Genomic DNA, 25,117 nt, shown 5'->3' with positions numbered 1-25,117 from the left:
CCTGACGGCCCGTGATAGTGCCGTTGTGACCGGCTGTCGTCAGGTGTTCACAGATCACGGTGTGTCGCGAACCGCCCGACGTACGACGCACCAAATCGATATCCGGTTCACAGCCGGTTGCCAGGAATCGAGGATCTCCTCCTCAGCATCTGTCCTTAACGTCTGCATCCATGGTGCTACCCCGCCACAAGCTCCGTGGCCTCAGTTTCGTGAACGTGGCGCTGGTCGCCATCGTGCTCGTCATCGCCATCACCGCCTACTTCCTGTTCTTCAAGAAGGATCCGCCGGCCGCCAGCGCGACCCGGCCCACGGTGGCGGTCCAACGCGGAGACGTCACCGCGAGCGTCAGCTCCAGTGGCACCTTGCAGAGCTCGCAGACGGCGTCGCCGCAGTTCGAGACCTCGGGCACGGTCACCCAGGTCCTGGTCAAGGTCGGTCAGGTGGTGGCCAAGGGCGCCGCGATCGCGAAGATCGACCCGTCGGACGCCAATCGCCAGCTCGTGATCGCCCAGCAGAACCAGATCGCCGCGGAGAACTCGGTCAGCGCAGCCGACGAGACACTCAGCGACGCCCAGGACGCCCTCGAAGCAGCCGACGAGGCCTCCGCCTCCCCGTCGCCGACGCCGACGAACGGTCAACAGCAGCAGCAATCCCAGTCTCAAGGTCAAGGTCAGAGTCAGGGTCAGAGTCCGCAAGTTGCCGTCAGCAACGCCGAGGCGAACCTGGCGAAGGCCAAGGCGGACAAGGAACAGGCCGACCAGAACGTCGACGCCGCCCGGGCCGCGGTCGACGCGACCACGCTGAAGGCGCCGATCGCCGGCACCATCACAGCCATCAACGGCGCGGTCGGCTCGGTCACCGGCGGGTCGAGCTCGGGTTCAGGCGGGGCCTCGGGGAGCGGTAGCAACGGCGGTCAAGGCTCAACCTCAGGTACAGGGTCAAGCTCGAGCGCCTCGTCCACCTCCGGCACCGGCTTCGTCGACATCGCCGACCTGAAGGCCCTCCAGGTCATCGCCGCGTTCGCCGAGGCCGACGCGGTCAAGATCAAGGCCGGCCAGTCCGCGACCGTGACCCTGAACGCCGAGCCCGGTACGACGCTCACCGCGTCGCTGGCATCGGTCTCGCCGACCCCGACCACGACCAACGGCGTCGTGTCGTACTCGGCCACCTTCAGCCTCGCCAAGCTGCCCGCGAACGCCCGGATCGGCCAGACCGCGAACGTCACCGTCCAGACCGCGAAGGCCGCCAACGCGCTCTACGTCCCGAGTACGGCGATCGCCACGAGCGGTACGACGTACACCGTGACGATGGCTGACGGCAGCGGGACGCGGGAGGTGAAGGTCGGCGTACGCGGTGGCAGCTTCACGCAGATCACGTCCGGCCTGAACGAGGGCGACCAGATCGAGTTGCTGCAGGGTGCGATCGGCAACACCGGCACCCAGAACGGCCAGGGGCGACAGGGGCTAGGCGGTACCGGACAGTTCCCGGCCGGCTTCGGCGGCGGTGGCGGTGGCGGTGCTGGTAACGGCGGCGGCGGTGGCTTCCGTGGCCGCTGACGCCCTGATCGACATCCGGGACGTCACCAAGACCTACGGCCACGGTGAGACCGCAGTACACGCTCTCCAGGGAGTGTCGCTGCGCGTCCATGCCGGGGAGTACGTCGCGGTGATGGGCTCGTCCGGATCCGGCAAGTCCACGTTGATGAACATCCTCGGCTGCCTCGACGTGCCGTCGCGCGGCGAGTACTGGCTGGACGGCAGCGACGTCGCCCGGCTGAGCGAGGACCAGCAGGCGCTGGTCCGCGGCCGCAAGATCGGGTTCATCTTCCAGTCGTTCAACCTGATCCCGCGGACCAGCGCTCTGGCGAACGTCGAACTGCCGCTGACCTACGCACATCTGCGCAGGGCCGAGCGCCGGCGGCGCGCCAACCGCGCGCTGGAGCTCGTCGGTCTCGCGGACCGCACCGGGCACCGGCCGAACCAGCTGTCCGGCGGTCAGCAGCAGCGGGTCGCGATCGCCCGTGCGCTCGCGACGGGTCCGCGGATCCTGCTCGCCGACGAGCCGACCGGCAACCTGGACGCGCACTCGACCGACGAGGTGCTGGGCATGTTCGACGGACTGCACGCCGACGGCCGGACGATCATCGTGATCACCCACGAGCACGACGTCGCCGCTCGGGCCCGGCGGTTGGTGCAGGTCGCCGACGGCCGGATCGTCTCCGACGAGGTGACGCGCTGATGTCACCCCGCGACCTGATGGGCGCCGCGCTCCGCGGCCTCACCGCGAACAAACTCAGATCCCTGCTCACCGTCCTCGGCGTGTCGATCGGGGTCGGCGCGGTCATCGTTCTCGTTGCTGTCGGCAACGGGTCGGGCAAGGCAGTCCAGGCGCGACTGGAGGCGATGGGTACCAACCTGCTCACGGTGTCCACCACCGGTGGCGGTGGCGGCTTCCAGCGTGGCCAGGCAGGACCGGCGGCCCAGCAGTACAGCCTGACCCTCGACGATGCGGCCGCGTTGGCCGACGCGCGGCTCGCGCCGGACGTCTCCTCGGTCGCCCCGGTGATGACGAGCAGCGGGAGTACGGCGACCAACGGCGACACCAGCTACACCGTCAACCAGGTGATCGGTACGACCCCGGCGTACCTGCCGGCCACCAACACGCCGGTCGGAATCGGGACGTCTTTCACCCAGGAGGACGTCGACACGTCGCAGCGGGTCATCCTGCTCGGGCAGACGACCGCGACCGAATTGTTCACCCGGCCGGCGAGCGCCGTCGGTCAGACGATCAAGCTCGGTGCCGTGGACTTCGTCGTCCGCGGGGTGCTGGCCAGCAAGGACAGCACCGGCTTCAACGACCCGAACGCGACCGCGATCGTGCCGATCAGCACGCTCCGCGCGACCCAGGCGGGGTACGGCGCACTCAGCCAGATCGTCGTGCAGGCCAAGGCCACCGATCGGGTCGACACCGCACAGGCCGAGGTCACGCAGTTGCTGACCGCTCGCCACCAGGTGCCGGCGGATCAGGCGTCGCCGTTCCGTATCACGAACTCCGCGCAGATCCTGCAAACCAGCCAGGACACCGCCGCGACGTTCACCGCGCTGCTGGCGACGGTCGCCGCGATCAGCCTGGTCGTCGGCGGGATCGGCGTCACGAACATCATGCTGGTCACGGTCACCGAGCGGACCCGCGAGATCGGGATCCGGAAGGCGCTCGGTGCCCGGCGGCGCACGATCCTCGGGCAGTTCCTGATCGAGGCGACGCTGCTCAGCCTGCTCGGCGGCGCCGTCGGTGTCGGAGTCGCGCTGATCGTCACCCGCTTCCAGTTGGCCGGTGTGCAGCCGGCGCTGGTGCCGTCGTCGATCGGACTCGCGCTCGGCGTGTCCGCGGCGGTCGGCCTGTTCTTCGGCAGCATGCCGGCGCACCGAGCCGCCGGACTCCGTCCCATCGACGCACTACGACACGAATGAGGGTCTTTGCATGAGTAACCAGACGCCCGATGAGTTCGCCCAGATCGGGTCCGATGAGGAGGTCGACGCGGCGCTCAAGCCGAAGAAGACGCTCGCCCTGCCGCTGGCGACGGCGATCCTGGCCGGCGTCGTCGTACTCGCCGTCGGTCTCGCCGGTGGGGCCGGGCTGCATGCGGCGTTCGCTTCCGACAGCTCGTCGAACCAGCCGCAGGCCGGGCGTGGTGCCGGTGGGTACGGCGGCTTCCGCGGGCAGAACGGCGGGGGAGGCGCCGGTCAGAACGGACAGGGGCAGGGGCAGCGGCAGTTCCCGGGTGGCGGCGGCACCGTCGGCACCGTCGTCTCGGCGAACAGTTCCGAGCTGGTCGTGAAGACGCAGAGCGGCAACGTGACCGTGAAGCTCAACGGCGACACGACCTACGAGATCACCTCCAAGGGGACCGCTGCCGATCTCAAGACCGGCGAGCAGGTCGTCGTCACCGGCCAGAACGCGAACGGAACCATCACCGCGAACTCCGTCCGCCAAGGCGGCTTCGGCGGGTTCGGCGGCGGCTTCCGCAACCCGAGCGCGACGCCCTCGTCGCGCTGATCCACCCCACCACAGACCGTGCGCCCGGCCAGCACCCCGGCCGGGCGCACGTTTATCCGCGGGTGGCGGTGAGGGCTACGGCGGTGGAGTCGAGCGTGAAGCTGCCGCCCGCTGCGTCGATGGCGGCTCCGGTCCGCTCGAGCATCTCGTCGAGCTTGCCGGCGTCGGCGAGGGGTTTGGCGATTCCGCTCGTACGAAGTTGGTCGAGCCACTCGTCGCGGGTGTAGACGCGACTCCAGGGGTACGTCGGCCGCTCGAGGTCGGTGAAGCCGCCGGTCGCGGTCAGGCTGTCGGCGGCGCGGTCGAGGAAATGCTCGTAGGCGCCGAGCGGAGAGGCGGCGACCCGCGAGTTGACCGGACTGTCCGGAAGCACGTCGCGGTGTACTGCGGCGAACGCGGCACCCAGCTCGGGCGGCGGCTGCAGCACGTACCAGAAGACCGCGAACCGGCCGCCTGGCTTGAGGACCTCGGCGGCCTTCGCGGAACCCGCACCCGGATCGATCCAATGCCAGGTCATACCGGCGACGAGCGCGTCGAACGTGCGACCGGCCGGATCCCAGCTCTCGAACGACGACACCTCGACCTCGACACCGGTACCGCGGGCGAACGCGGCCATGCGCTCGTCCACCTCGACGCCGAGCACTTGGCAACCGGCAGCCTGGAACTGCCGCGCGGCGATCCCCGTGCCGCACCCGACGTCGAGCAGCGCGGGCCCGGACGAGGAAGCAACAACCGCCTCGATCAGAGCGTCGGGGTAGCGAGGCCGGGCTCGGTCGTACCGCCCCGGATCGGCCCCGAACGACTCAGCCATCTCCCGGTGCCGATGCGGGTCGCGCCCGTCGGGTCCGGCGGGCGCCGCCGGCGGCTCCTGCGATCGCTCCTGCGATGGTTCTGACGGTAGAGTGGGCATGTGCCCACGGTAGTGGGCGCATGCCCACTTATGTCAAGGGAGACGAGTTGCCGACCGGCGTGGCGATGCGGGATGCGCGGGAGCAGTTGTTCGACGCCGCGGAGCGGGTGTTGCTGCGGGACGGGCCCGAGGCGCTCACCAGCCGAGCGGTGACGACCGAGGCCGGGTGCGCGAAGGGCGTCCTGCACAAGCACTTCACCGACTTCGACGGTTTCCTCGCCGAGCTCGTCCTGGACCGGATCCGCCGCCTCGACGACCAGGCACAGGTACTGCGGAACGCCGTCGGGCAGGGGATTGTCGTCGACAACCTGACGACGATGCTGACCGACCTGTTCGGCTCGGTCGCGGTGGCGATCGTGAGTCTGACGATCTCGCGCGACGGCCTGCGGGCCCGGCTCCGGGAAGCGGTGCCGACCGGCGTACCGATCCTCACCGACGCCGGGCGCATCATCCTCGACTACCTGACCGCAGAGCAGGAGCTCGGCCGGATCCGCGCCGACGCCGACCTGAACTCCCTAGGCCTCACATTGATCGGCTCCGCCCACCTGCTCTTCGCGGATCGGACAGGCGTCCGTCCGACGACGGACGAAGTACGAGCCTTCGTGGCCTCGGTGGTCTAGACGATGCTCGGCTGAGCGTTGCCCGCCTCGGTGATGCCGCGACGCATGTCGACGCGGACCAGCAGCACCAGCCCGACCACGAAGAACAGGCCGAGCGCCACGATCGCTGGGCGATAGGACCCCGTGATCTGGTGGACCAGCCCGAAGACCAGCGTGCCCAGCCACGACGTACCGCGCTCGCCCGCCTGATAGAGCGAGAAGTACTCCGCCTCGCGCCCCTTCGGGATCAGCTGGCTGAACGCGGACCGCGACAGCGCCTGCGTCCCGCCCAGCACGATCCCGATCGCCGCCCCCATCGCGAGGAACGGCACGATCTGGTGCGCCGGCAACAGGAACCCGGCGATCACGATCAGCATCCAGATCACCAGACCGCCGGTGATCGTGCGATGAGCGCCGTACCGCGCCGCCACCCGCCCGAACACGATCGCGCCGAAGAACGCCACGAACTGCACCATCAGGATCGTCGCGATCAGCACCTGCGTCTCGAACCCGAGCTGCTTCTCGCCGTACGTCGAGGAGACCGAGATGACCGTCTGGATGCCGTCGTTGAAGAACAGGTACGCGATCAGGAACAGCATCGTCATCGGGTAGCTGCGCAGGTGCTTCAGCGTCGCCGCCAGCTGACCGAAGCTCTGCCGTACCAGGCTGCCGCTGCGGACCTGCACGACGCTGGTCGGTGGACGATCCCGTAGCCGCAGGAACGGGAAGAACGTGAACAGGCCCCACCACAGCCCGGCGCTGAGGAGACTCAGGCGTACCGCAGTGCCCTGGCTCATCCCGAGTGCGTCGTGCGCCGTGACCACGGCCAGGTTGATCAGGAGCAGGATGAACCCGCCGGCGTACCCGAAGGCCCAGGCACGGGACGAAACCGCGTCGCGCTGATCCGGTGGTGCGATGTCGATCAGGATCGAGTCGTACACGACCAGCGACGAGCCCAGGCACAGATTGCCGATGAACAGCAGCAGCGCACCGAGTTCCCAGCGGCCGCCGCCGACGAACACCATGCAGCAGGCCGCCAGCGCACCGGTCCACGCGAACCCGCACATCAGCAGCTTCTTGCGGGCCATCCGGTCCGCGATCGCGCCGACCACCGGCAGGAACAGCGCCGACACCAGTGTCGCCACGGTCACGACGTAGAACGCGAGCGATCCGGGGGAGATGCCGAGCCCGAGTACGTCGAGGTTGGTGCGGCACGGGTGGTCCGTCGTTCCGGAGTACCCGCAGGCGGCGGTCTCCGCGACCGAGGTCAGGTACGGCGCGAACAGGACGGTGCCAACCGTGGTGACATAACCGGAGTTCGCCCAGTCGTAGAGGCTGAACCCCCAGTACTCACGCTTGTCCACCGCGGCCGGGGCGGAGAGAAGTCCCATGCGCGGAAGTGTGTCAGGTCCGCGGGACGATCCGGGGTACCCGCGGATAACACTTCAGTGCCCGTTATGGCCACTGGCCCCGTTCGACCAGGACGTCCTTCAGCAGGTCGGTGCGGTCGGTGATGATGCCGTCGACCCCGGCATCGAGCATTCGCCGCATCTCCGCCGGGTCGTCGACGGTCCAGACGTGCACTTGCTTGCCCCTGGCATGCGCTCGGCGGATCAACCCCGGTGTGAGGACCCGCAGCGGTCCGTACGCCTGCGGGATCTGCAGGCAGGCACCGGCCGACGGCAGCGCGAACGGCAGGAACCGGATCAGCACGATCTCGAACTCGCCGTACCCGGTGCACAGCCGCGGGCCGAGCAGCTTGCGTATCCGGCGTACCCGGGACTGGGAGAACGACGAGACGCAGACCCGCTCGACCGCGTTCGCGGCCTTGAGCACGCGGGCCGCCGGCTCGAGACCACCCTCCGCCTTGATGTCGAGGTTGAAGCGGATGTCCGGGAAGTGCTCGAGCAGTTCGTCCAGGCGCGGGATCGGCTCGTGACCGTTGATCTTGGCCTTGCTGACCTCTGACCACGGCAGGTCGGCAACCACGCCGGTCCGGTCGGTGACCCGGTCGAGCTTGTCGTCGTGGAACGCGATCACGACGCCGTCACTGGTCGCGTGCAGGTCGGTCTCGAGGTAGGTGTACCCGAGGTCGACCGCGTTCTGGAACGCGTGCAACGAGTTCTCGTAGCCGATGTTGTCGGGGTGTTTCGCGCCGCCTCGATGAGCCATCGCGATCGGGCCGTCATGGACGAGGTAGGGATGCACGCCTGGAAGTATGTACCGTTTGCGTGGTGACGGTACTCAGCCCCCGCCCCGACCTGTGGACCCTCGATCCAGGCGTCCTCCACCTCAACCACGGTTCGTACGGCGCTGTGCCGCGCCGGACCCAGGACCTGATGGCCGCCCTCCGGGTGGAGATGGACGCCAACCCTATGGTCTGGTTCCGCACGGTCGCCGACCGGCTCACCACGAGCCGGCTGGCGCTGGCGGCGTTCCTGGAGACAGACCCGGCCGGATTCGCGCTCGTCCCGAACGCGAGCGCCGGCGTCACCGTCGCGCTCGCCACGCTGCCGATCCCGGCAGGCAGCCGGATCGTGCTGACCGACCACACCTACGGCGCGGTCCGGTACGCCGCCGAGCGGTTCGCGAAGGCACGCCAGGCCGAGATCGTCATCGTGCATATCCCGCTCGAGGCCGACGACGACACCGTGGTCTCGCTGATCGCCGAACACCTCGACAACGCCTCCGCGCTGATCGTCGACCAGATCACCTCCGGTACGGCGAAGGTCCTGCCGGTCGACGCGTTGGTCGAGGCGGCGCACGCGCACGGCGTACCGATCGTGGTCGACGGCGCGCACGCCCCGGCGTTGATCGACGCCCCGGCCGCCGCGGGCGCCGACTTCTGGACCGGCAACTTTCACAAGTGGCCGGCCGCGCCGCGCGCGACCGCCGGGCTGGTGGTCGCGGAACGGTGGCGCACGGCAACGATGCCGCTGATCGTCTCCTGGTCGGAGTACGACGAGCGGATGCCGGAGCGCTTCGACATGCAGGGCACGTACGACTACGTGCCGTGGATCGCGGCGCCCGAGTCGCTGCGTGTCCTGGCCGACCTGGACTGGCCGACCCGGCGTCCCCAGCTGACCGCGTTGGTCGAGGAGGGCGCACGGATCGTGGCGAAGTCGCTGGGCACCGGCGTCGCGGAGGTCGTCCACCCGCCGACGACGATGCGCCTGGTCGAGCTGCCTTCCTCGGTCGACCTGTCCGGCGGCGACGCGCTCAAGATGCGGATCTCACGCGAACTCAAGGCCGAGATCACGTTCACCGGCTTCGAGGACCGCAAGTTCATCCGCTTGTCGGCGCACGCCTACAACTCGGTCGCGGACTACCAGAAACTGTCCGAAGGGCTCTCTAGAGTCCTCGCGTGAACGACATTCGAGGGTCATACAACGCTGCCGCCGTCGACTATCACGCGATTCTGCGGGACTACCACCGCGAGGATCCGTTCGAGCAGGGTGCGCTCGACTATTTCGCCCAGTTGGTCGAGAGCGGGCCGGTCGGCGACCTGGGGTGTGGGACCGGGCGGATCACGTCGTACCTGGCGGGGCGTGGCCTGGACGTGTTCGGGGTCGACCTGACCCCTGGGATGATCGAGGTCGCCCGCCGCGAGTACCCGGAGCTGCGGTTCGAGGTCGGGTCGCTGTTCGAGCTGGACATCAAGGACGGTGAGCTCGCCGGCGCCCTCGCGTGGTACTCGCTCGTTCACACTCCACGCGAGGACCTGACGGCGGTGTTCGCGGAGCTGTACCGCGTGCTGCGGCCCGGCGGCTACCTCGTCCACGGCTTCAAGGTCGGCGGCGGCAGTCGTCACCTGAGCAACGCCTACGGCCACGACCTGGACCTCGAGGTCTACAGCTACGACCTCGCGGACGTCGCCGGGCTGCTCGCCGGCGCCGGGTTCGCCGAGGTGGCGACCCTGACGCGCGCGGCGATGCCCGGCGAGAAGGACAAGGCGCAGGCGGCGCACATCGTCCGCAAACCGGCTACCCCTTGACCGCTCCAGACGTCAGGCCGGCCACGATCTGCCGGTTGAAGAACAGGAACATGATCAGCGGCGGGATCGTGATGAGCAGGATGTCCATGAACAGCAGGTTGTACTGCGTCGTGAACTGACTGGAGAAGTTGTAGAGGGTCAGCTGCACGGTGGCGTTGTTGTCACCGGGCAGGAAGTACAACGGGTTCACGAAGTCGTTGAACACGTTGACCGACTGCACCACGACCACCGTCACGATGACCGATCTGAGCAACGGGAACACGACCCGGAAGAACAACTTCAACGGTCCCGCGCCGTCGATGATCGCGGCCTCGTCGAGCTCCCGCGGGATCGTCGCCACGAACGCCCGGAACAACAGGATGCAGAACGACAACCCGTAGGCGATCTCGATCAGGATCAGTCCGGGCATGGTCTTGAACAGCCCGAGCTTCTGCAGCACCCAGATCGTCGGTACGACGGCCGGCGGGATGATCAGCCCGGCCAGCACCAGGAAGTTGATGAACCCGTTCCAGCGGCTCTTGCGCCGCTGCAGCACGAACCCGGCCATGGCCGCGAGCACCACCATCCCGGTGACGCTGGCCACGGTCAGGATCGTGCTGTTGATGAAGGCGATCACCAGCATGAAGTCGCGGGCCTTGATCACCTCGACGAAGTTCTGCACGAACCGGAACTGGTGCGGCCACGAGAAGCTCAGGTCCGCGGACTGGGTCCGGTCCTTCACCGCGGTGAGCACGATGAACGCGAACGGGATGACGAACACCACGATCGAGACCAGGATCGCGACCGTGCTGAGGATCCACTTGCGCGCCGGCCGGTGGTTGACGAGCTCTGCGGTGCTCACAGATCCACCTCCTTGCGGTTGAGGAACCACGACAACGGCAGGATGATCGCGGTGACGGTGACGAACAGCACCACGTTGCCCGCGGTCGACAGGCCGTAGAACCCGGCCTGGTACTGCTTGTAGATCACCGACGCGATCACATCCGAGGTGAACCCCGGCCCGCCGCGGGTCATCGCCCAGATCAGGTCGAAGGACCGCAGCCCGCCGATCAGCGACAAGATGATGACGGTGACGGTCGCCGGCCGGGACAGCGGCAGCACGATCCGCCAGAACTGCTGCCACGACGTGGCGCCGTCGACCCGGGCGGCTTCCATGTACTCACGCGGGATCGAGACGATGCCGGCGATGTAGATGAGGGTGGCGAGACCGACGCCCTTCCACACGTCGACGGCGGCGACCGAGAGCAGCGCCCATTTCGGATCGGTCAGCCAGCCGGGACCGCTGATCCCGAGCAGTCCGAGCGACTCGTTGATCAGGCCCTTCTCCGGGTTCATCAGCACGGTGAAGGTCAGGCCGACGCCGATGGTGGAGACCAGCACCGGGAAGAACACCACCGACCGGAGGTAGCCCCGGGCAACGATCTGCGACGTCAGCAGCACCGCGAGCAGCAGCCCGAGCACCACCTTCGACCCGGACGTGACGACGGCGTAGATCAGGGTGTTGGTGAAGCCTTTGACCAGCGCGGGTTCCTGGAAGAACAGCTTGAAGTTGTCCAGCCCGATGAACTTCGACTCGAACAGACTCCACCGGGTCAGGCTGAAGTAGAGCGAGGCGAACGTCGGGACGAGGAACAGCACGCCGTAGATGATCGCGGTCGGCAGGTAGAACCAGTTCGAATAGGGCCGGTAGACCTTGGCCCCGGTCGTCGAGGTGACCGGGGCGGTCTTGGTGCGCTCCTGTGTGATCGACACAGTCACGGACCTCACCAACCTGCCAGACCGAGTTGTTGCGCCTGCTTCTTGACGTCCTCGTCGTACCGGGCGGCGCCGTCCTTCGCCTTGCGGATGCCGGAGCCGACCTCGACGGTGATCTGCTCGAGCGACGGGCCCTTGACCGGCGACAGGAACTCCAGCGCCAGGCTCGACGACCCCGGCTTGTCCAGGTACGGCTGCATGTCCTTGATCGCCTGCGGTACGTCGTTGCCGAGCGTGCAGCCCTTGACGGCGTACGGACCGGTCGGTGCGCCGGCTTTGGTCTGCGAGGCGCAGCCGTCCGGGCTGGCGACGAAGGCGAGGAACTTCTTCGCGGCGTCCAGCTTGTCGCCGGTCGTGGTCTTCGGGATGTACAGCCCGCCCGGCGTCCACAGCGTCAGGCCGTTCTTGCTCGCGTCGTCACCAGGCAGCGCGAACAGGCCGACTGTCTTGGCCGCGTCCGGGTAGGTGGCGACCATGTTCGCGACCACCCCGGACAGGTTCGGGTAGTGCGCACCCTTGCCGGTGGCAAGCATCTTCAGCCCGTCCGGCAGCTTGGCCGAGGCGAAGTCCTTGTTCTCGTAGCCGGCATCGTGGACCGCCTCGGTGTGCTCGAAGCCCTTCAGCGCGGCCGGGTTGGTCGCGTACTTCGCCTTGTTCGCGGTGTAGTCGTCCGCGAACGACGGGTCGACAGCGGAGACGTTGTGGAAGTCGCCGAGGACGAACAGCTGCGAGGTCCAGGTCTCGCCGTACGTCTGGATCACCGGAGCGACCCCGGGGTCCTGGGCCTTGATCTTGGCGTTGTTGGCCATGAACTCGGCCCAGGTCTTCGGCACCTTCAGGCCCAGCTTCTGGTACACCGGGATGTTGTAGAGCACGGCGCCACCCATGAAGCCGCCGACGGGCACGCCGTAGACCTGCCCGTCGGCGGTCACGGTCTTCTTGAAGTTGTCGTCCAGGTTGCCGATGTACGGCTGGTCGCTGATCGACACCAGATTCTTCTGTGGTGCGATCGCCTGGAACAGGGACCCGGTGTTGTAGCCGAAGACATCGGGCATGTCACCGGTCGACAGCCGGGTCTTGACGATGTTGTCGCCCTCCGTGCCGGCCGGCCGGGTCTCGGTCTTGATCGTGATACCGGGGTTCTTCGCGGTGAAGTCCTTGATCAGCTGATTGGCCTCTTTGATGTCCTGATCCTGGTTGCCGATCAGGTACGTGATCTCGACCGAGCCCTTGCTGCCCGAGTCACTACTCGATCCGAGACTGCCCGCGCTGCACGCGGTGAGTACCAGCGAACCGGCGGCGAGAAGCGCCAGTCCACTAGTTCCTGGGCGGAACCTCATCTTGACCTCCAAAGGATGTTGTTCAAAGCAGCGGGGCGGTAAGCCGGGATTGGTCGGGTGATCGGGATCAGTGGTTGAGCAGGGCTTCGAGCTTGGCCTTCAGTGCCTCGGCGCTCGGGGTGAATCCACGGGGGCTGATCGCCTCGACCAGTCCGGCGGCCGGCTGGTCGAGGTACCGCTCGAGGCGGGCGGCCAGTTCGGCGTCGTCGGTGACGACCCCGTTCTCGGCGGCCGCCGCCGCGAGCGCGGTCCAGGTCGGTTCGTGGTCCATCAGTTGCCGGATGGTGGCATCCGCAGGCAGTGTGGGCAGTTCGGCGAACGGGTCGTCAGCGGTCCACTCGTGCGTACCGTGCCCGACCTCGACGAGACCCTGCCCCGGTACGTCGACCTTGGCGCGGGACCCGACCGGCACGGTGACCGACAGCGTGACGTGGCCGTCGGAGCGGGTCCACGCGACCGACGCCTCGCCGTACGGCGTGAGGTGCTTGGCGGATGCGTTCGTGAGCTGCTCGGTGAACAGCGGCCGGACGTCGATCGTGCGGTAACCGGGCTCGGCCGCCGCGAGGCCGGCGACCCGGCGGTGCATCCAGTCGGCGACCGCACCGAGCGCGTAGTGGTTGAACGACGTCATCTCACCGGGGTTGATGCTGCCGTCGGGCAGCATGCTGTCCCAGCGCTCCCAGACCGTCGTGGCTCCCATCGTCACTGCGTACAGCCAAGAGGGGCAGCCTGTCTGTAGCAGAAGGCGGTAGGCCAGGTCAGGATGTCCGGAATCGGCCAGTGCGTCGGCCATCAGCGGCGTTCCGACGAATCCGGTACTGATCCGGAAACCCGACGTACGGACCAGGTCGGCGAGTCGTTCGCCGGCCCGCTGCCGCTGGGTCTCGGTCGGCAGCAGCGCCCACTGCAGCGCGAGCGCGTAAGTGGTTGCCGCGTCGCTCAATACGCGGCCGCCCTCGGTCGTGTACTCGGTCGCGAACGCCTGCCGCACGCGCGCAGCCAGGTCGGTGTACTCGCGGGCCAGATCGTCATGGCCGAGGAGCTCCGCCGTCTTGCCGACCACCTCCGCCGAGCGGGCCAGGTGCGCGGTCGCCACCACGTCCGGGTCCGCCTTGGCGGCGAAGGCGTTCTCCGGGGGAGCGGTCGGGTCGAGCCAGTCGCCGAACTGGAACCCGCCCGACCAGAGCAGGTCGCTGCCGGCCAGGTCGGCAACCTTGTCGACCCAGGCCCGCATGCTCGGCAGTTGCCGGGCAAGCAATCCCGCGTCACCGCTGCGCTCGTAGATCACCCAGGGCACGATCGTTGCCGCGTCACCCCATGCGGCCGTGGCCGGACCCTCGTGCCGCAGGACGTCCGGTACGACGTACGGCACCGAGCCGTCCTTCTGCTGCTCGGCCGACAGGTCGGCGAGCCAGTTCGTGAGGAAGCCGGCCGTGTCGAACAGGAAGCTCGCACTCGGGGAGAAGACCTGGATGTCGCCGGTCCACCCGAGCCGCTCGTCGCGCTGCGGGCAGTCGGTCGGTACGTCGACGAAGTTGCCGCGCATGCCCCACACGACGTTCTGGTGGAACTTGTTGAGCAGCTCGTTCGACGACTCGAACCAGCCGGTCCGCTGCAGGTCGGACCCGATGACGATCGCCTCGAGGTCTTCCTTCGCGAGAGCGTTTACGCCGGTGACTTCGGCGTACCGGAAGCCGTGGAAGGTGAGCGGAGAGTCGAGGACGATCTCGTCCGGCCCCGCGAGGAAGTAGGTGTCGGTCGCCTTGGCGGAGCGCAGCGGACGGACACCGAGCTCGCCGTTCTCCAGGACCTCTGCGTGGCGTACGACGATCTCGTCGCCCTCGGCGCCCCCGCGGACCTTGAGCCGGACGCGGCCGACGAGGTTCTGCCCGAAGTCGACGAGCGTCTTGCCGGCCGGCGAGGTGGTGATCTCGATCGCGGGCAGGACGTCGGTGATCCGCACGGGCGGCCCGTCAGGAGCGACGAGCAGGTTCAGATCCGCGTCGAGTACGTCGACCGGTGCCGGTTCGCCGGGCTGCTTGCGCAGATCGGTGGTCTGGCCGTCGTACAGGTCGTCGGCGAGAACATTGCTCTCGCGAGATGTCCAGGAGCCGTCGCTGCCGAACGTGTGGACCTGGCCGTCCTCGGTGGTGACCTCGAGCTGGGCGAGGACGGCGAGACGCTCGCCGTACAGCTGCTTCTGGTGCATGAAGCCGATGCGTCCGCGGTACCAGGCGTTGCCGACGAGGAACTCGAGCTTGTTCTCACCAGGTTGGACAAGCTCGGTCACGTCGTACGTCTGGTAGCGCAGCCGGTACTGGTACGCCGTCCAGCCGGGGGCGAGCTCCTCGGTGCCGACGCGCTGCCCGTTGAGCTCGGGGATGTAGATCCCGTACGCCGTCGCGTAGAGGCGAGCCCTGACGATGCCTTCCGGGAGGGTCGAGACGCCGGCGATCAGCGGAGCAGGGGAGCCGTGCGGGTTCTCCCGCGGGCTGACGAACCGGGCGGTCCAGTCGTCGGCGGACAGCAGACCGGCCTCGACGGTCGCGGGCTCGCTCCACTCACTCCAATCATCCGCGTCATCCCCGCCGCGCACACGGACGCGGACCTGCGCAGACTGACGCGAACCGAGCGGTTCGCCCGGCCAGGGCACCAGGATCTGGTCGGGCGACTGGACCGTGAACGCCTGGGTCGTGCCGGTGCTGATCTCGAGCTCGTACGCCGTCTGCGCGTAGCCGGCGTCGGCCGCCGGGACCTGCCAGGAGATCCGGGGCGTCGCGGTACCGATGCCGACGACGGGGGCGGGTCGATGCTCGAAGCGGAGGGCGGTGGGTGCGGCGAGGTTCGACATGAGGCTCCAAGTCGCGAGTGAAACGATTCATTGGGTGCGCTGACACAGCGGGGTCATTCTTGGTTGATTGTCGGCGGGACGTTTCGCCTGTTCCCCGATCCTGTGCCCGGCAGTCGCCCGCGAGTAGCCCGAAGTGCACTCGGTCTAGCACGATCTGCACCTTGGCTCGTATCGTGAACCCATGTCGGACACAGCCGACGAACCGGTGAGGACCCGTGGCACGGTGCTGCACTTCGTCGAAGGGACGATCGTGCACGCCGGTCCACACCTGCACGAAAAATCCCACCCGTTGCATACGCACAGTTTCTTTGAGCTGCTGCTGGTCACGGGTGGTGAGGGCGTCCACCACAGCCTCGCCGGCCGGCAGAAACTCCAGGCCGGCGACGCGATCCTGCTGCGTCCGGGCGTCTGGCACGAGTACGTCGACTGCGACGCGCTCGAGGTCTACAACTGCTGCTTCTCGGCCGATCTGGTCCGTCGCGAGCTGGCCTGGGCGCGGGAAGATCCCTTACTGGGTTACCTGTTGTGGACCGGGCCGTTCTCCGCGCAGCGGCGCGGGATGATCGCCACGCACCTCGATCCGGACACGGTCCAGGAGGCCGTCGGACACCTCGAAGGATTGCGCCGGCTGCGTGATCAGCCGCTCAGCCGCAACCGCGGCCAGATCATCGGCTGGCTGTCGTTGTACCTGAGTTGCGTCGCGCGGACCGTGACGGAGCGTGACGACCGGCGCGAGCACACGCATCCGGCCGTCCTGGACGCGATGCGGTTGATGGAGGCCGATCCGGCGCGGCACTGGACGCTGACCGACCTGGCCGGCGAACTGCACCTCGCGCCCGGATATCTGGTCCGATTGTTCAAGTCGGTGACCGGGCTGCCGCCGATGGCGTACCTGTCACGTCATCGGGTCGAGCTCGCGGCCGATCGGCTGCTGCACACCGACCTGCCGATCAGCCGGATCGGGGAGTCGGTCGGCTGGCCGGACCAGAACTACTTCGCCCGTCGATTCAAGTCGCACTACGGGTTGTCCGCATCGGTCTATCGGCAACGTTTCAATGCGGTGAAGTCGCCGCTTTCCTACCGCTGATCAGGAGCTCGAGACCGTCCAGGATCCGCTGTAGTCCGAACTCCAGTCCCTGGTTCTCGCTGCCGGCCGTCGTACGCAGTGCGGTCGCGAGGTGGGGGAAACGCTCGGCCTCGGTGGTGAGGATCTGGGTCAGCGACTCCTGCATGTCCTCTTCGGTCAGTCCGGTCGTGTGGCCGGGGAACGTCGTGGACTGCTGGGCGATGTTCCGGACGTGACTCGTGACGACCAGGATCGAGTCCAACTGCTCGCCGCCGGTCAGGCCGGTGCCGGTCAGCGCCGTCAGGCCGCGCTCGATCCAGGTGAGCTCGTTCGGTCCGAGCAGGCGACGGCCGACGGTCGACAACAGCAGCCAGGGGTGGCGCGTGAACCCGTCGTACAGGTCCATGGACCAGGTGTGGAGGGCCTCTCGCCACGGTAGGTCGGGGCGGTTGGGCGGGTCTCCCATGGCTAGGTCGCTCATGACCGCGATCAGCTCGGTCTTGCCGGGGACGTAGCGGTAGAGCGCCATCTTCGTCACCGGCAGTTCGTCGGCGATGCGCTGCATCGAGACCGCGTCGAGGCCCTCCGCGTCGGCGATCCGGATGCCTGCCTCGGCGATCCCCGCCAGCGTCACCGCCGGCTTCGGGCCGCGGCTCGGCAGCGAGGGTTTGCCCCAGAGGAGGTCAGACATCCTTCGATCCCTTTCCAGCTGAAACCGACGTGAAACGACTTGAACTGTGTCTACCATACACTTTACTGTGTCCAGCAGACACAATTACTGTTCAGGAGGATGGCGATGAAGGTTCTGGTATCGGGTGCGAGCGTGGCGGGGCCGGCGGTGGCGCTCTGGCTCGGGCGGGCCGGGCACGACGTGACGGTCGTCGAGATCGCCCCGACGCTGCGGCAGGGCGGGTACGCCGTGGACTTCCGCGGCGAGGTGTTCACGACGGTTCTGGACCGCATGGGGGTGCTGCCGGACCTGCGGTCGCTGCAGACCGGTGGCAACGCGATGCGGTTCGTCGACGCGTCGGGCCGCCAGCTCATGCGGCTGCCGGCCGAGTTCGCCGGCGGAGAGCTCGAGGTCCTGCGGGCAGACCTGTCGCGGGTGCTCTACGAGCACAGCCGGGCGCAGGCGGCGTACCGCTTCGGGGACTCGATCGCGACTCTGACGGAGCACGCGGACGGCGTGGATGTGCGGTTCGACAGCGGGCTGGAGGACACCTACGACCTAGTCATCGGCGCAGACGGCATGCACTCCGTCGTACGGCGGCTGGCGTGGCCGAAGGAGCGGGTCGTCGAGCGCCACCTGAACTACTACGTGGGCGGCTGGGAGGTCCCGAACACGCTGGGGATCAGCGGGGACACGCTGATGTACAACGTGCCGGGGAAGCTGGCGAGCGTCGGCGCGGACCGTCGCGACCCGGGGCTGGCGCAGACGCTGTTCGTGTTCAAGTCGAAGGAGCTGACCTACGACCGGCGCGATCTGGACCAGCAGAAGGCGATCCTGCGCGCGCAGTACACCGGTCTGGGCTGGCACGTGCCGGAGCTGCTAAAGGGGTTGCCGTCGGCAACGGAGTTGTACTTCGACTCGATCAGCCGGGTGAGCGTGGATCGTTGGTCCACCGACCGGATCGTGCTGCTCGGCGACGCCGGGTACGGCGCGACGTTCGGAGCACTCGGGACGGGTACGGCGGTCGTCGGCGCCTATGTGCTCGCGGGGGAGCTGGCGCAGGCAGGCGATGACTTCCGTACTGCGTTCGACCGGTACGAGGCGCGGCTGCGGAAGTCGGTGTCGACGACCCAGGACGGTAGCCGGGCGGGGTCGTTCATGGCGCCGGCCACCCGGTTCGGGCTGACGGCGCGGAACCGGATCCTGGACATCCCGTTCTTCACCAACCAGATGATCAAGATGGCGCAGAAGATGAGCGAGCTCATCGACCTTCCCACCTACTCGATCGGCACAGACTCAATCAAGGAGGGGAAGCTGGTGCAGGAATGACTCCCAGGAGTCCGGGAACCAGCCCGGAACTCCCAGCACGGCCAGGTAGAGCCAGATCGCGACGAGCACGCAGAGGAACAGCGCGAGGGTCCCGAGGGCCTTCAGCCAGGCGGGCTGCTTGCCGGTCCAGGCGGTGAGTGCCTTCACCCAGTCCCTGACCCGGTACAGCAGCCGCTGGGCCCACTCGAACTCGCTGGCCAGCACGGCAAGACCGGCGATGAACAGCGGGATCCCGCCCGGACCCGGCAGCCAGCCGGTCAGCGGTGCGGCGATGATCAGCAGGCCGCCCAGGACGCCCACACCGATCCGGTAGAACATCAGCTTGCGCGGATTCTCGCGAATCTTCCGGCGCCACTCCCACCGGTCGTCCGCAGCATCCAACGTGATGTTGTGATCGGTGCGGTCGGGACTCTCATGCTCGGCCACGCCTTCAGCCTACCGGTCAGCTACGAACTGGCTGGGTTGCCGAACTCCCAGTGCCACGGTTCTTCGCGGTTGCTGCCCTGCTCGGCCCAGGCCGGGTGGAGCCAGCCGTACTTCGGGGCGTGCGCCTTCATCCACTGGTATTGGGCGGTGTTGTACTTGTCGATCCCGCCGCACAGGTCGACGGCCACGCCCCAGCCGTGGTTGGACGTGCCGGGGAGGGCGGCCAGAGACGGCTTGCGCGCGTACAGGTCCACCTGGGAGGCGTACGAGCGGTAGGAGTCGGTGATGCACAGCGACTTGCCGAACTGCGCGCGGTAGGCGCTGGACAGTTGCAGGTACGCCGCGGCCGCGTCGCAGCGGAGCATGTGCCCGCCGCCGATCCCGCACAGCTTGCTGGCCGGGATCATGCCGTTGCTGTAACCACCCCAGCCGGTGCTGGCGGAACCGGTCGCCAGGAACGGCATCGGGTTGACCGGATCGCCGCCGAGCCGGACCTCGAAGTGCAGGTGGGGGCCGGTCGTGTTGCCCAGCGCCCCGACAGCACCGATCTGCTGACCCGCCCGTACTTGCTGCCCGTCGGTCACGTCGACGCGACTCAGGTGCGCGTACAGCGTCTCCAGCCCGTTGCCGTGGTCGATGCGGACCAGGTTGCCGGCCCAGGCGGGGTGCTCCACCCGGACAACGCCTGACGTCACCGCGCGAACCGGCGTACCGACCGGAGCGGGGAAGTCCTGGCCGGTGTGCATCCCGCTCGACCACTCCGAGCCGGACTGACCGAACGGCGTACCGATCTCGTAGGTTCCGTCCGGCAGCGGCCACGTCCAGGCGCCCGAGCCGACGTTGTACGACGTTGCGGTGTTGCCGCAGCGGAACGCGTACGCGTCGGATGTCGCGACCGGGGCGACCTGAGGCTTCGCCGGCGCACCGAGGGTCGGACGGAGCGCGGCGTACAGGTTGTCGGGGACGGTGGTGACGACGACCGAGCCCTTGGCCTCGTCCGCGGCGATCATCTCGCCGTTGTCCAGCGCGATGCCGATGTGGACCAGGCCGAGCGACTTGCTGCCCATCACGAGCAGGTCGCCCGGCTGGATCTGGGCGTTCGGCACGGCCTGATAGTCGGGGTACACCTTGCCGACCAGGTTCGGGAGCGTCGTGTACGGCTGCCACGCGACCCGGGCCGCGCCGAGGCATCCGTACTTGTCCGGTCCGGTCGCTGCCACGCCGTACGGCTTGCCGACGAGGCTGAAGGCCTGGTTGACCGCACGGATCGTCTCGGCGGACATCACCCGTACGGTCCGGCCGGCGACCGCAGCGGACGCGACACCCGGGATCGGCGTACCCCGGCGGGTCAGTGGCGCGAGCCCGGTCGGGAGCTTGGCAGGGTTCTTGAGTGCGGCGGCCGCCGGGGGAGTGATCTTGGCGGTCGTCAGCTCGGCCAGGTACGCCTGCCAGCGCGCGAGCGCCTGCTGGTTGCGGGCCAGTTGCAACTGCTTGGACAGCGCGGAGGCGACGTCGAGGTCGGCAGTCTGGTCGGCCATCGCCGCCGATGCGTCCGCTGCCTTCTGCTGCACCTGCTTGCTGAGGTCCTGGGCCTTACCGGCGGCGTCGTTCGCGGCCTGCCGTTTGGTGGCCGCTTCCGACCTGAGCCGGATCGACTCGGACTCGGCTTCCATCGCCGTCCGGTACTGCGAGACCTGGGTGCTGCCGAGCTGGGTGATCGCGGTCTGCCGGTCGGCGATCTCCTGGAGGTTCTCCGCGACCGGGGCGAGCGACCAGAGCATGGACTCGGTTCCCATCACGGTCGGGATGCCCAACTGGTAGGCCTGCGCGGTCAGGAGGCCGAGCTGGCGGCGCTCCTCGTCGGCTTTGCCCTTGGAAACGGCGGCGGTGGCCTCCGCCTTCTTCGCGGCCGCTTCGGCGCTCTGCGCGTCCTTCAGCGCCTTCGTGTAGGCGATGGTCGCCTTGGCGAAGTCGGCCTGGACGGCGGCGGCCTCGGCCTGGAGCTGCTCGAGCGACCGGTTGACGTCGGTCACCGAGGCGGGCGGCGGGGGTGTCGGGTCGTCGGCGTACGCCGGCAGTGCGACCACTGCCAGCAGTGTGCCGAAAGCCGCGAATCGCAGCCCCCGACGTCTCCCCAGATCCATCGGTCCCCCATGACATAGCCTCACGCGCCTGCCCAGCGTAGGCGTCGTACGGTCCTTACGGAACCCCGGTACACGCAGCGTGACCATGAGTCAGGCCACAGTGCCGACCTTCGTGTCGGATCCGCTGGGGTGACCTATTAAAGTTCACTGCATGGCCTCGCACTTTGACGTTGTTGTCCTCGGCGCGGGTCCGGGTGGGTACGTCGCGGCGATCCGCGCAGCCCAGCTCGGCCTCAAGACCGCAATCATCGAGAAGAAGTACTGGGGCGGTGTCTGCCTGAACGTCGGCTGTATCCCGTCCAAGGCGCTGCTGCGGAACGCCGAGCTGTCGCACATCTTCCGGACGGAGGCGAAGACCTTCGGCATCAGCGGCGAGGTGACCTTCGACTTCCCGACCGCGGTCCAGCGCAGCCGCAAGGTCGCGGACGGCCGGGTCAAGGGCGTCCACTTCCTGATGAAGAAGAACAACATCACCGAGTTCGACGGCTGGGGCTCGTTCACCGACGCCAACACCCTGGACGTGACGCTGAACGACGGCTCGTCGGAGACCGTCACGTTCGACAACTGCATCGTGGCCACCGGCGCGACGACGAAGCTGCTGCCGGGCACGCAGCTCAGCGAGCGCGTGGTGACGTACGAGGAGCAGATCCTCACCGAGGAGCTGCCCGGCTCGATCGTGATCGCCGGCGCCGGCGCGATCGGTGTCGAGTTCGCCTACGTGCTGGCGAACTACGGCGTGAAGGTGACGATCGTCGAGTTCCTCGACCGGGTGATGCCGCTGGAGGACATCGAGGTCTCCAAGGAGCTCGCCAAGGCGTACAAGAAGCTCGGCGTCGAGGTACTGACCGGCACCCGGGTCGACTCGATCGACGACTCCGGCGCTTCGGTGAAGGTGACGGTGACGGGCAAGGACGGCGCCCAGAAGACGATCGAGGCGGACAAGGTCCTGCAGGCGATCGGGTTCCAGCCGCGGGTCGACGGCTACGGCCTGGACAAGATCGGCGTCCAGCTGACCGAGCGCGGCGCGATCGGCATCGACGGCTTCTGCCGGACCAACGTGCCGAACATCTTCGCCATCGGCGACGTGACCGCGAAGCTGATGCTCGCGCACGCGGCCGAGGCGATGGGTGTGATCGCGGCCGAGACCATCGCCGGGCACGAGACGATGGAGCTCGACTACAAGATGATCCCGCGGGCGACGTTCTGCCAGCCGCAGATCGCCAGCTTCGGGTGGACCGAGGAAGAGGCGCGGCTGGAGGGCTTCCAGGTCAAGGTCGCCAAGTTCCCGTTCACCGCGAACGGCAAGGCACACGGCCTCGGCGACCCGACCGGCTTCGTCAAGGTCATCAGCGATGCCAAGTACGGCGAGCTCCTCGGCGCGCACCTGATCGGCCCCGAGGTCACCGAGCTCCTGCCGGAGTTGACCCTGGCCCAGAAGTGGGACCTCACCACCAAGGAACTGGCGCGCAACGTCCACGCCCATCCCACCCTGAGCGAAGCCCTCCAAGAGGCCTTCCACGGCCTCGAGGGGCACATGATCAACTTCTGATCAGCACCCTTTGATCGGATCGGGCGTCGGCGGGGTTCCCGCCGGCGCCCGATGTCTATGCACCGACGATGTCGACCGAGATCTCCACCGCCGGCACGGTTCCTCTGTTCTCCAGCCAGTGGAGGGTCTTCCGGTCCTCCGGCCAGCCCGGTCCCGGCCCGTACTCCGTCGACACACCGTCGCGATGGTCCGTGATCGTTCCCTCGAGTACGTAAACGGTCCCCGGCCTGCCCACGTGATCGTGAACCGGCCCGAACACCCCTCCTGGCGCGATCGTCACCATCCGCATCCGAAGCCGCCGCCCCTCCATCCCCGGCAGCTCCGGCCCCAGCTCAACCGTGGCCAGCTCCTGCACCGCCACACCCTGACTTTCGGGCGCCACCTCTCGACCACGCATCCTGCCGTCCTTCCCCTAGGACCGTCCCCGCTGACCCGATTGTCCACCCGCCCCCGCCGTTTCAGCGGTCGGTGATGTCGCCGATGACTGGTTTGACGTCGACGACGGGTGTGCCGTCGAGGGCTTCGAGGTTGTTGACGTGGAGGCGGAGGTCGTCGACGGCGAGGACGGTGACGCGGTGGAGGCCGAGGGGGTTCGGGCGGTCGGGGGAGCGGGTGCTGAAGACGCCTGTCGGCGGGCGGGTGGTGTCACTGCGCGGGTGGACCTTTTGTACGTCGCGGTCTGCGCGGTCGAACCAGGTGATGAGGATGAGCTCGTCGCCGGTCGTGACGTCGGCGAGCGCGTCCCGGACCGATGCGTCGAAGACGATCCACGCGTCCGGAGCGCCTTCGTCGCCCTGACGTGGAGCGTCTGCGAGATCGCGGAGGCTCGACTCGACGCGGGCGACCTGCTGCAGTTCGAAAGTCATCGCGGATACCTGTAGACGGTTTGGAGGGATTCGCTGTTCACGTGGACGTGGAAGGCCAGTCCCGGGTGAGCAGTGGGGTCTACGACGCTGCCGGTGGGCGCCGTCGAGGGTTCGAAGGGGAGGGGGATGGTGGAGCGGATGCCGGGGGCGCCGCGGACGGTGTGGCCGGCGAAGGACGTGACGATCGCGTTGTGGACGTGGCCCGTGAGGATTGCCGTGATGGGCTTGCCGGTCAGTACTTCGGCCAGCGCGTCCTGCTCTTCCAGCATCCACTGGTCCATCACCGGGTGATGCAGCGCGAGCGGTGGATGGTGCATCGCAACGAAGACCGGCCCGTCGAACGGCTCCCGCAGTACGCCGTCGAGCCAGGCGAGTGACTCGTCGGACAGCAGGCCATGGCCCGCGCCCGGCACTGTGCTGTCGACTAGGACGAAGCGGGCGATGCCGACCTCGCGCACCTGGTGGATCGGGTGGTCGTCGCCGGGAGAGTCGACCAGAGCTGCGAGCCCGGACCGCAGTGGCCCACTGACGTCGTGGTTGCCGGGCAGGACCAGCACGGGTACGTCGAAGGCCAGCTCACCGGCGAGCTCGGCGTACTCCGCCTCGAGCCCGTGATCGGCAAGATCCCCGCTGACCAGCACGACGTCCACCGACGAAGAACGGACGTAAGACGTGATCCGCCGGAGCCGTGATCGCGCCTTCTCCGAACCGTCGAGATGCGGGTCACTGAGGTGCGCGATCACGTACATGTCAGCACAGTACTGGTCAGGCCGGGTGGCGGAAGAGAGTCTGGAGCGGGGCGCCCGGCGTGTAGATGTGGAGGGCCAGACCGGGATGAGCGGTGGTGTCGTCGACCAGTCCGCCGCCGGGAGCCGGGGGCTCGAACGGGAGCGGCGGGGTCGAGCGGACGCCTGGTGCGACGAGGAACGGCAGTCCGGCGAACGTGGTCGCGAGACCGTTGTGCACATGCCCGGCGAGGATGGCGGTGATCGGCTTGCCGCGGAGCACGGCCTCGAGCTCGGGACCGGATCGGAGCAGCCACTGATCGAGGACGGGATGGTTCAGCTCGAACGGCGGATGGTGGAACGCCACGAACAACGGGCCGTCGACCGGTTGAGCCAGTACGCCGTCGAGCCAGGCGAGTGATTCCGCGGACAGGAGCCCGTGGTCCTCACCCGGCACGGACGTGTCGAGCAGGACGAATCGTGCGCCGCCGACGTCGTGTAACTGGTGCACCGGATGCCCTTCGCCGGCCGCGTCGACGAAGTCCGCGAGACCAGCACGCAAAGGCGCGCTGACGTCGTGGTTGCCCGGCAACACCAGCACGGGCACGTCCAGCTTCAACTCCGCGGCGAGCTCGGCGTACTCAGACTCCAGCCCGTGATCCGCGAGGTCGCCGCTGACGAGCACGACGTCGACCGGCCGTCGGAATTCGCGCAGGTACGACGTGAGCTTGCGCAACCGCGACCGCGCCTCCTCGGAGCCGTCGAGATGGGGGTCACTGAGGTGCGCGATGACGTACATGGCTGGAATTATCTGCCGGATCGTCCCGTCCCGCTGGG

24 protein-coding genes are annotated in these 25,117 nt (G+C 68.0%); 10 read left to right on the top strand and 14 right to left on the bottom strand.

All coding sequences use genetic code 11. The annotated features are described in order from the left end of the window. The first annotated feature begins 170 nt into the window (after positions 1-170). From AB0J62_RS12420 to AB0J62_RS12405, 4 genes are read left to right on the top strand one after another with little or no spacing between them, the layout of a single operon-like run. On the top strand, positions 171-1,556 hold the full coding sequence (locus tag AB0J62_RS12420) for an HlyD family efflux transporter periplasmic adaptor subunit (RefSeq protein WP_363868205.1): 1,386 nt from the start codon (positions 171-173) through the stop codon (positions 1,554-1,556). After that, positions 1,546-2,238: an ABC transporter ATP-binding protein gene (locus tag AB0J62_RS12415; protein ID WP_134100589.1), complete on the top strand. Its 693-nt coding sequence runs from the start codon at positions 1,546-1,548 to the stop codon at positions 2,236-2,238. The genes AB0J62_RS12420 and AB0J62_RS12415 overlap by 11 nt, the downstream gene beginning before the upstream one ends. Continuing rightward, entirely contained in the window at positions 2,238-3,470 is a 1,233-nt protein-coding gene (locus AB0J62_RS12410; RefSeq protein ID WP_363868201.1) for an ABC transporter permease, read from the top strand. Before AB0J62_RS12415 ends, AB0J62_RS12410 begins: the two co-directional genes overlap by 1 nt. Positions 3,471-3,480: 10 nt before the next feature. After that, entirely contained in the window at positions 3,481-4,056 is a 576-nt protein-coding gene (locus tag AB0J62_RS12405) for a hypothetical protein (RefSeq protein WP_363868198.1), read from the top strand. Between the two features lie 52 nt (positions 4,057-4,108). On the opposite strand, the gene AB0J62_RS12400 is transcribed toward AB0J62_RS12405, so the two are convergent. Continuing rightward, positions 4,109-4,966, bottom strand: coding sequence for a class I SAM-dependent methyltransferase (locus tag AB0J62_RS12400; RefSeq protein WP_363868195.1), 858 nt, complete (start codon positions 4,964-4,966; stop codon positions 4,109-4,111). 20 nt (positions 4,967-4,986) lie between these two features. Between AB0J62_RS12400 and AB0J62_RS12395 the strand changes: the two genes are divergently transcribed. Continuing rightward, on the top strand, positions 4,987-5,586 hold the full coding sequence (locus AB0J62_RS12395) for a TetR family transcriptional regulator (RefSeq protein WP_363868192.1): 600 nt from the start codon (positions 4,987-4,989) through the stop codon (positions 5,584-5,586). Here AB0J62_RS12395 and AB0J62_RS12390 read toward each other — a convergent pair. Continuing rightward, positions 5,583-6,956: an MFS transporter gene (locus AB0J62_RS12390; protein ID WP_363868189.1), complete on the bottom strand. Its 1,374-nt coding sequence runs from the start codon at positions 6,954-6,956 to the stop codon at positions 5,583-5,585. The two genes, AB0J62_RS12395 and AB0J62_RS12390, sit on opposite strands and share 4 nt — an antisense overlap. Before the next feature lie 64 nt (positions 6,957-7,020). After that, positions 7,021-7,773 carry a glycerophosphodiester phosphodiesterase gene (locus AB0J62_RS12385; RefSeq protein WP_363868185.1) on the bottom strand — a complete coding sequence of 251 codons (753 nt, stop codon included), beginning with the start codon at positions 7,771-7,773 and terminating at the stop codon, positions 7,021-7,023. Positions 7,774-7,799: 26 nt separating this feature from the next. Between AB0J62_RS12385 and AB0J62_RS12380 the strand changes: the two genes are divergently transcribed. Next, positions 7,800-8,933, top strand: a complete 1,134-nt coding sequence (locus AB0J62_RS12380) for an aminotransferase class V-fold PLP-dependent enzyme (RefSeq protein ID WP_363868182.1) — start codon at positions 7,800-7,802, stop codon at positions 8,931-8,933. Next, positions 8,930-9,559 (top strand): class I SAM-dependent methyltransferase, encoded by a 630-nt coding sequence (locus AB0J62_RS12375; protein ID WP_363868179.1) that lies wholly within the window; start codon positions 8,930-8,932, stop codon positions 9,557-9,559. The genes AB0J62_RS12380 and AB0J62_RS12375 overlap by 4 nt, the downstream gene beginning before the upstream one ends. Here AB0J62_RS12375 and AB0J62_RS12370 read toward each other — a convergent pair. From AB0J62_RS12370 to AB0J62_RS12355, 4 genes are all read right to left on the bottom strand, one after another. Continuing rightward, on the bottom strand, positions 9,549-10,400 hold the full coding sequence (locus AB0J62_RS12370) for a carbohydrate ABC transporter permease (RefSeq protein WP_363868176.1): 852 nt from the start codon (positions 10,398-10,400) through the stop codon (positions 9,549-9,551). The genes AB0J62_RS12375 and AB0J62_RS12370 overlap by 11 nt on opposite strands. Next, complete coding sequence (locus AB0J62_RS12365) at positions 10,397-11,311, bottom strand: sugar ABC transporter permease (protein ID WP_363868173.1); 915 nt, start codon at positions 11,309-11,311, stop codon at positions 10,397-10,399. Before AB0J62_RS12365 ends, AB0J62_RS12370 begins: the two co-directional genes overlap by 4 nt. 11 nt (positions 11,312-11,322) lie before the next feature. Beyond that, positions 11,323-12,654, bottom strand: a complete 1,332-nt coding sequence (locus AB0J62_RS12360) for an extracellular solute-binding protein (protein ID WP_363868170.1) — start codon at positions 12,652-12,654, stop codon at positions 11,323-11,325. A 67-nt stretch (positions 12,655-12,721) separates the two neighbouring features. After that, a complete protein-coding gene (locus AB0J62_RS12355; protein WP_363868167.1) occupies positions 12,722-15,505 on the bottom strand; it encodes a family 78 glycoside hydrolase catalytic domain in 2,784 nt (927 codons plus the stop codon). Between the two features lie 181 nt (positions 15,506-15,686). Here AB0J62_RS12355 and AB0J62_RS12350 point away from each other — a divergent pair, with 181 nt between their 5' ends. Continuing rightward, a complete protein-coding gene (locus AB0J62_RS12350) occupies positions 15,687-16,592 on the top strand; it encodes an AraC family transcriptional regulator (protein WP_363868164.1) in 906 nt (301 codons plus the stop codon). Here AB0J62_RS12350 and AB0J62_RS12345 read toward each other — a convergent pair. Continuing rightward, complete coding sequence (locus AB0J62_RS12345; protein ID WP_363868161.1) at positions 16,558-17,262, bottom strand: TetR/AcrR family transcriptional regulator; 705 nt, start codon at positions 17,260-17,262, stop codon at positions 16,558-16,560. The genes AB0J62_RS12350 and AB0J62_RS12345 overlap by 35 nt on opposite strands. Positions 17,263-17,367: 105 nt before the next feature. Between AB0J62_RS12345 and AB0J62_RS12340 the strand changes: the two genes are divergently transcribed. Beyond that, positions 17,368-18,570, top strand: a complete 1,203-nt coding sequence (locus AB0J62_RS12340) for an FAD-dependent monooxygenase (protein ID WP_363868158.1) — start codon at positions 17,368-17,370, stop codon at positions 18,568-18,570. Here the strand turns inward: AB0J62_RS12340 and AB0J62_RS12335 are convergent. Then, positions 18,538-18,996 (bottom strand): PGPGW domain-containing protein, encoded by a 459-nt coding sequence (locus tag AB0J62_RS12335; RefSeq protein WP_363868155.1) that lies wholly within the window; start codon positions 18,994-18,996, stop codon positions 18,538-18,540. The genes AB0J62_RS12340 and AB0J62_RS12335 overlap by 33 nt on opposite strands. A 20-nt stretch (positions 18,997-19,016) precedes the next feature. Next, positions 19,017-21,140 carry a peptidoglycan DD-metalloendopeptidase family protein gene (locus AB0J62_RS12330; protein ID WP_363868152.1) on the bottom strand — a complete coding sequence of 708 codons (2,124 nt, stop codon included), beginning with the start codon at positions 21,138-21,140 and terminating at the stop codon, positions 19,017-19,019. 151 nt (positions 21,141-21,291) lie between these two features. On the opposite strand from AB0J62_RS12330, the gene lpdA reads away from it, so the two are divergent. Further along, a complete protein-coding gene (gene lpdA / locus AB0J62_RS12325; protein WP_363868149.1) occupies positions 21,292-22,689 on the top strand; it encodes a dihydrolipoyl dehydrogenase in 1,398 nt (465 codons plus the stop codon). Between the two features lie 55 nt (positions 22,690-22,744). Here the strand turns inward: lpdA and AB0J62_RS12320 are convergent, their stop codons facing one another. The 4 genes from AB0J62_RS12320 to AB0J62_RS12305 all read right to left on the bottom strand — a co-directional run bounded on the left by AB0J62_RS12320 (position 22,745) and on the right by AB0J62_RS12305 (position 25,079). Then, on the bottom strand, positions 22,745-23,086 hold the full coding sequence (locus AB0J62_RS12320; protein ID WP_363868146.1) for a cupin domain-containing protein: 342 nt from the start codon (positions 23,084-23,086) through the stop codon (positions 22,745-22,747). Positions 23,087-23,147: 61 nt separating this feature from the next. Beyond that, positions 23,148-23,555, bottom strand: coding sequence for a tRNA (N6-threonylcarbamoyladenosine(37)-N6)-methyltransferase TrmO (gene tsaA / locus AB0J62_RS12315; RefSeq protein WP_363868143.1), 408 nt, complete (start codon positions 23,553-23,555; stop codon positions 23,148-23,150). Further along, positions 23,552-24,304, bottom strand: a complete 753-nt coding sequence (locus AB0J62_RS12310) for a metallophosphoesterase (protein WP_363868140.1) — start codon at positions 24,302-24,304, stop codon at positions 23,552-23,554. Before AB0J62_RS12310 ends, tsaA begins: the two co-directional genes overlap by 4 nt. Positions 24,305-24,320: 16 nt before the next feature. Then, positions 24,321-25,079 (bottom strand): metallophosphoesterase, encoded by a 759-nt coding sequence (locus tag AB0J62_RS12305; RefSeq protein WP_363868137.1) that lies wholly within the window; start codon positions 25,077-25,079, stop codon positions 24,321-24,323. Positions 25,080-25,117: the final 38 nt, after the last annotated feature.

Origin of the sequence: Kribbella sp. NPDC049584 (genome assembly GCF_040675555.1) — a bacterium.
Taxonomy (GTDB): Bacteria; Actinomycetota; Actinomycetes; order Propionibacteriales; family Kribbellaceae; genus Kribbella.
The sequence above is the reverse complement of the archived record's forward strand: the minus strand, read 5'-3'. Positions and strand labels throughout refer to the sequence as shown.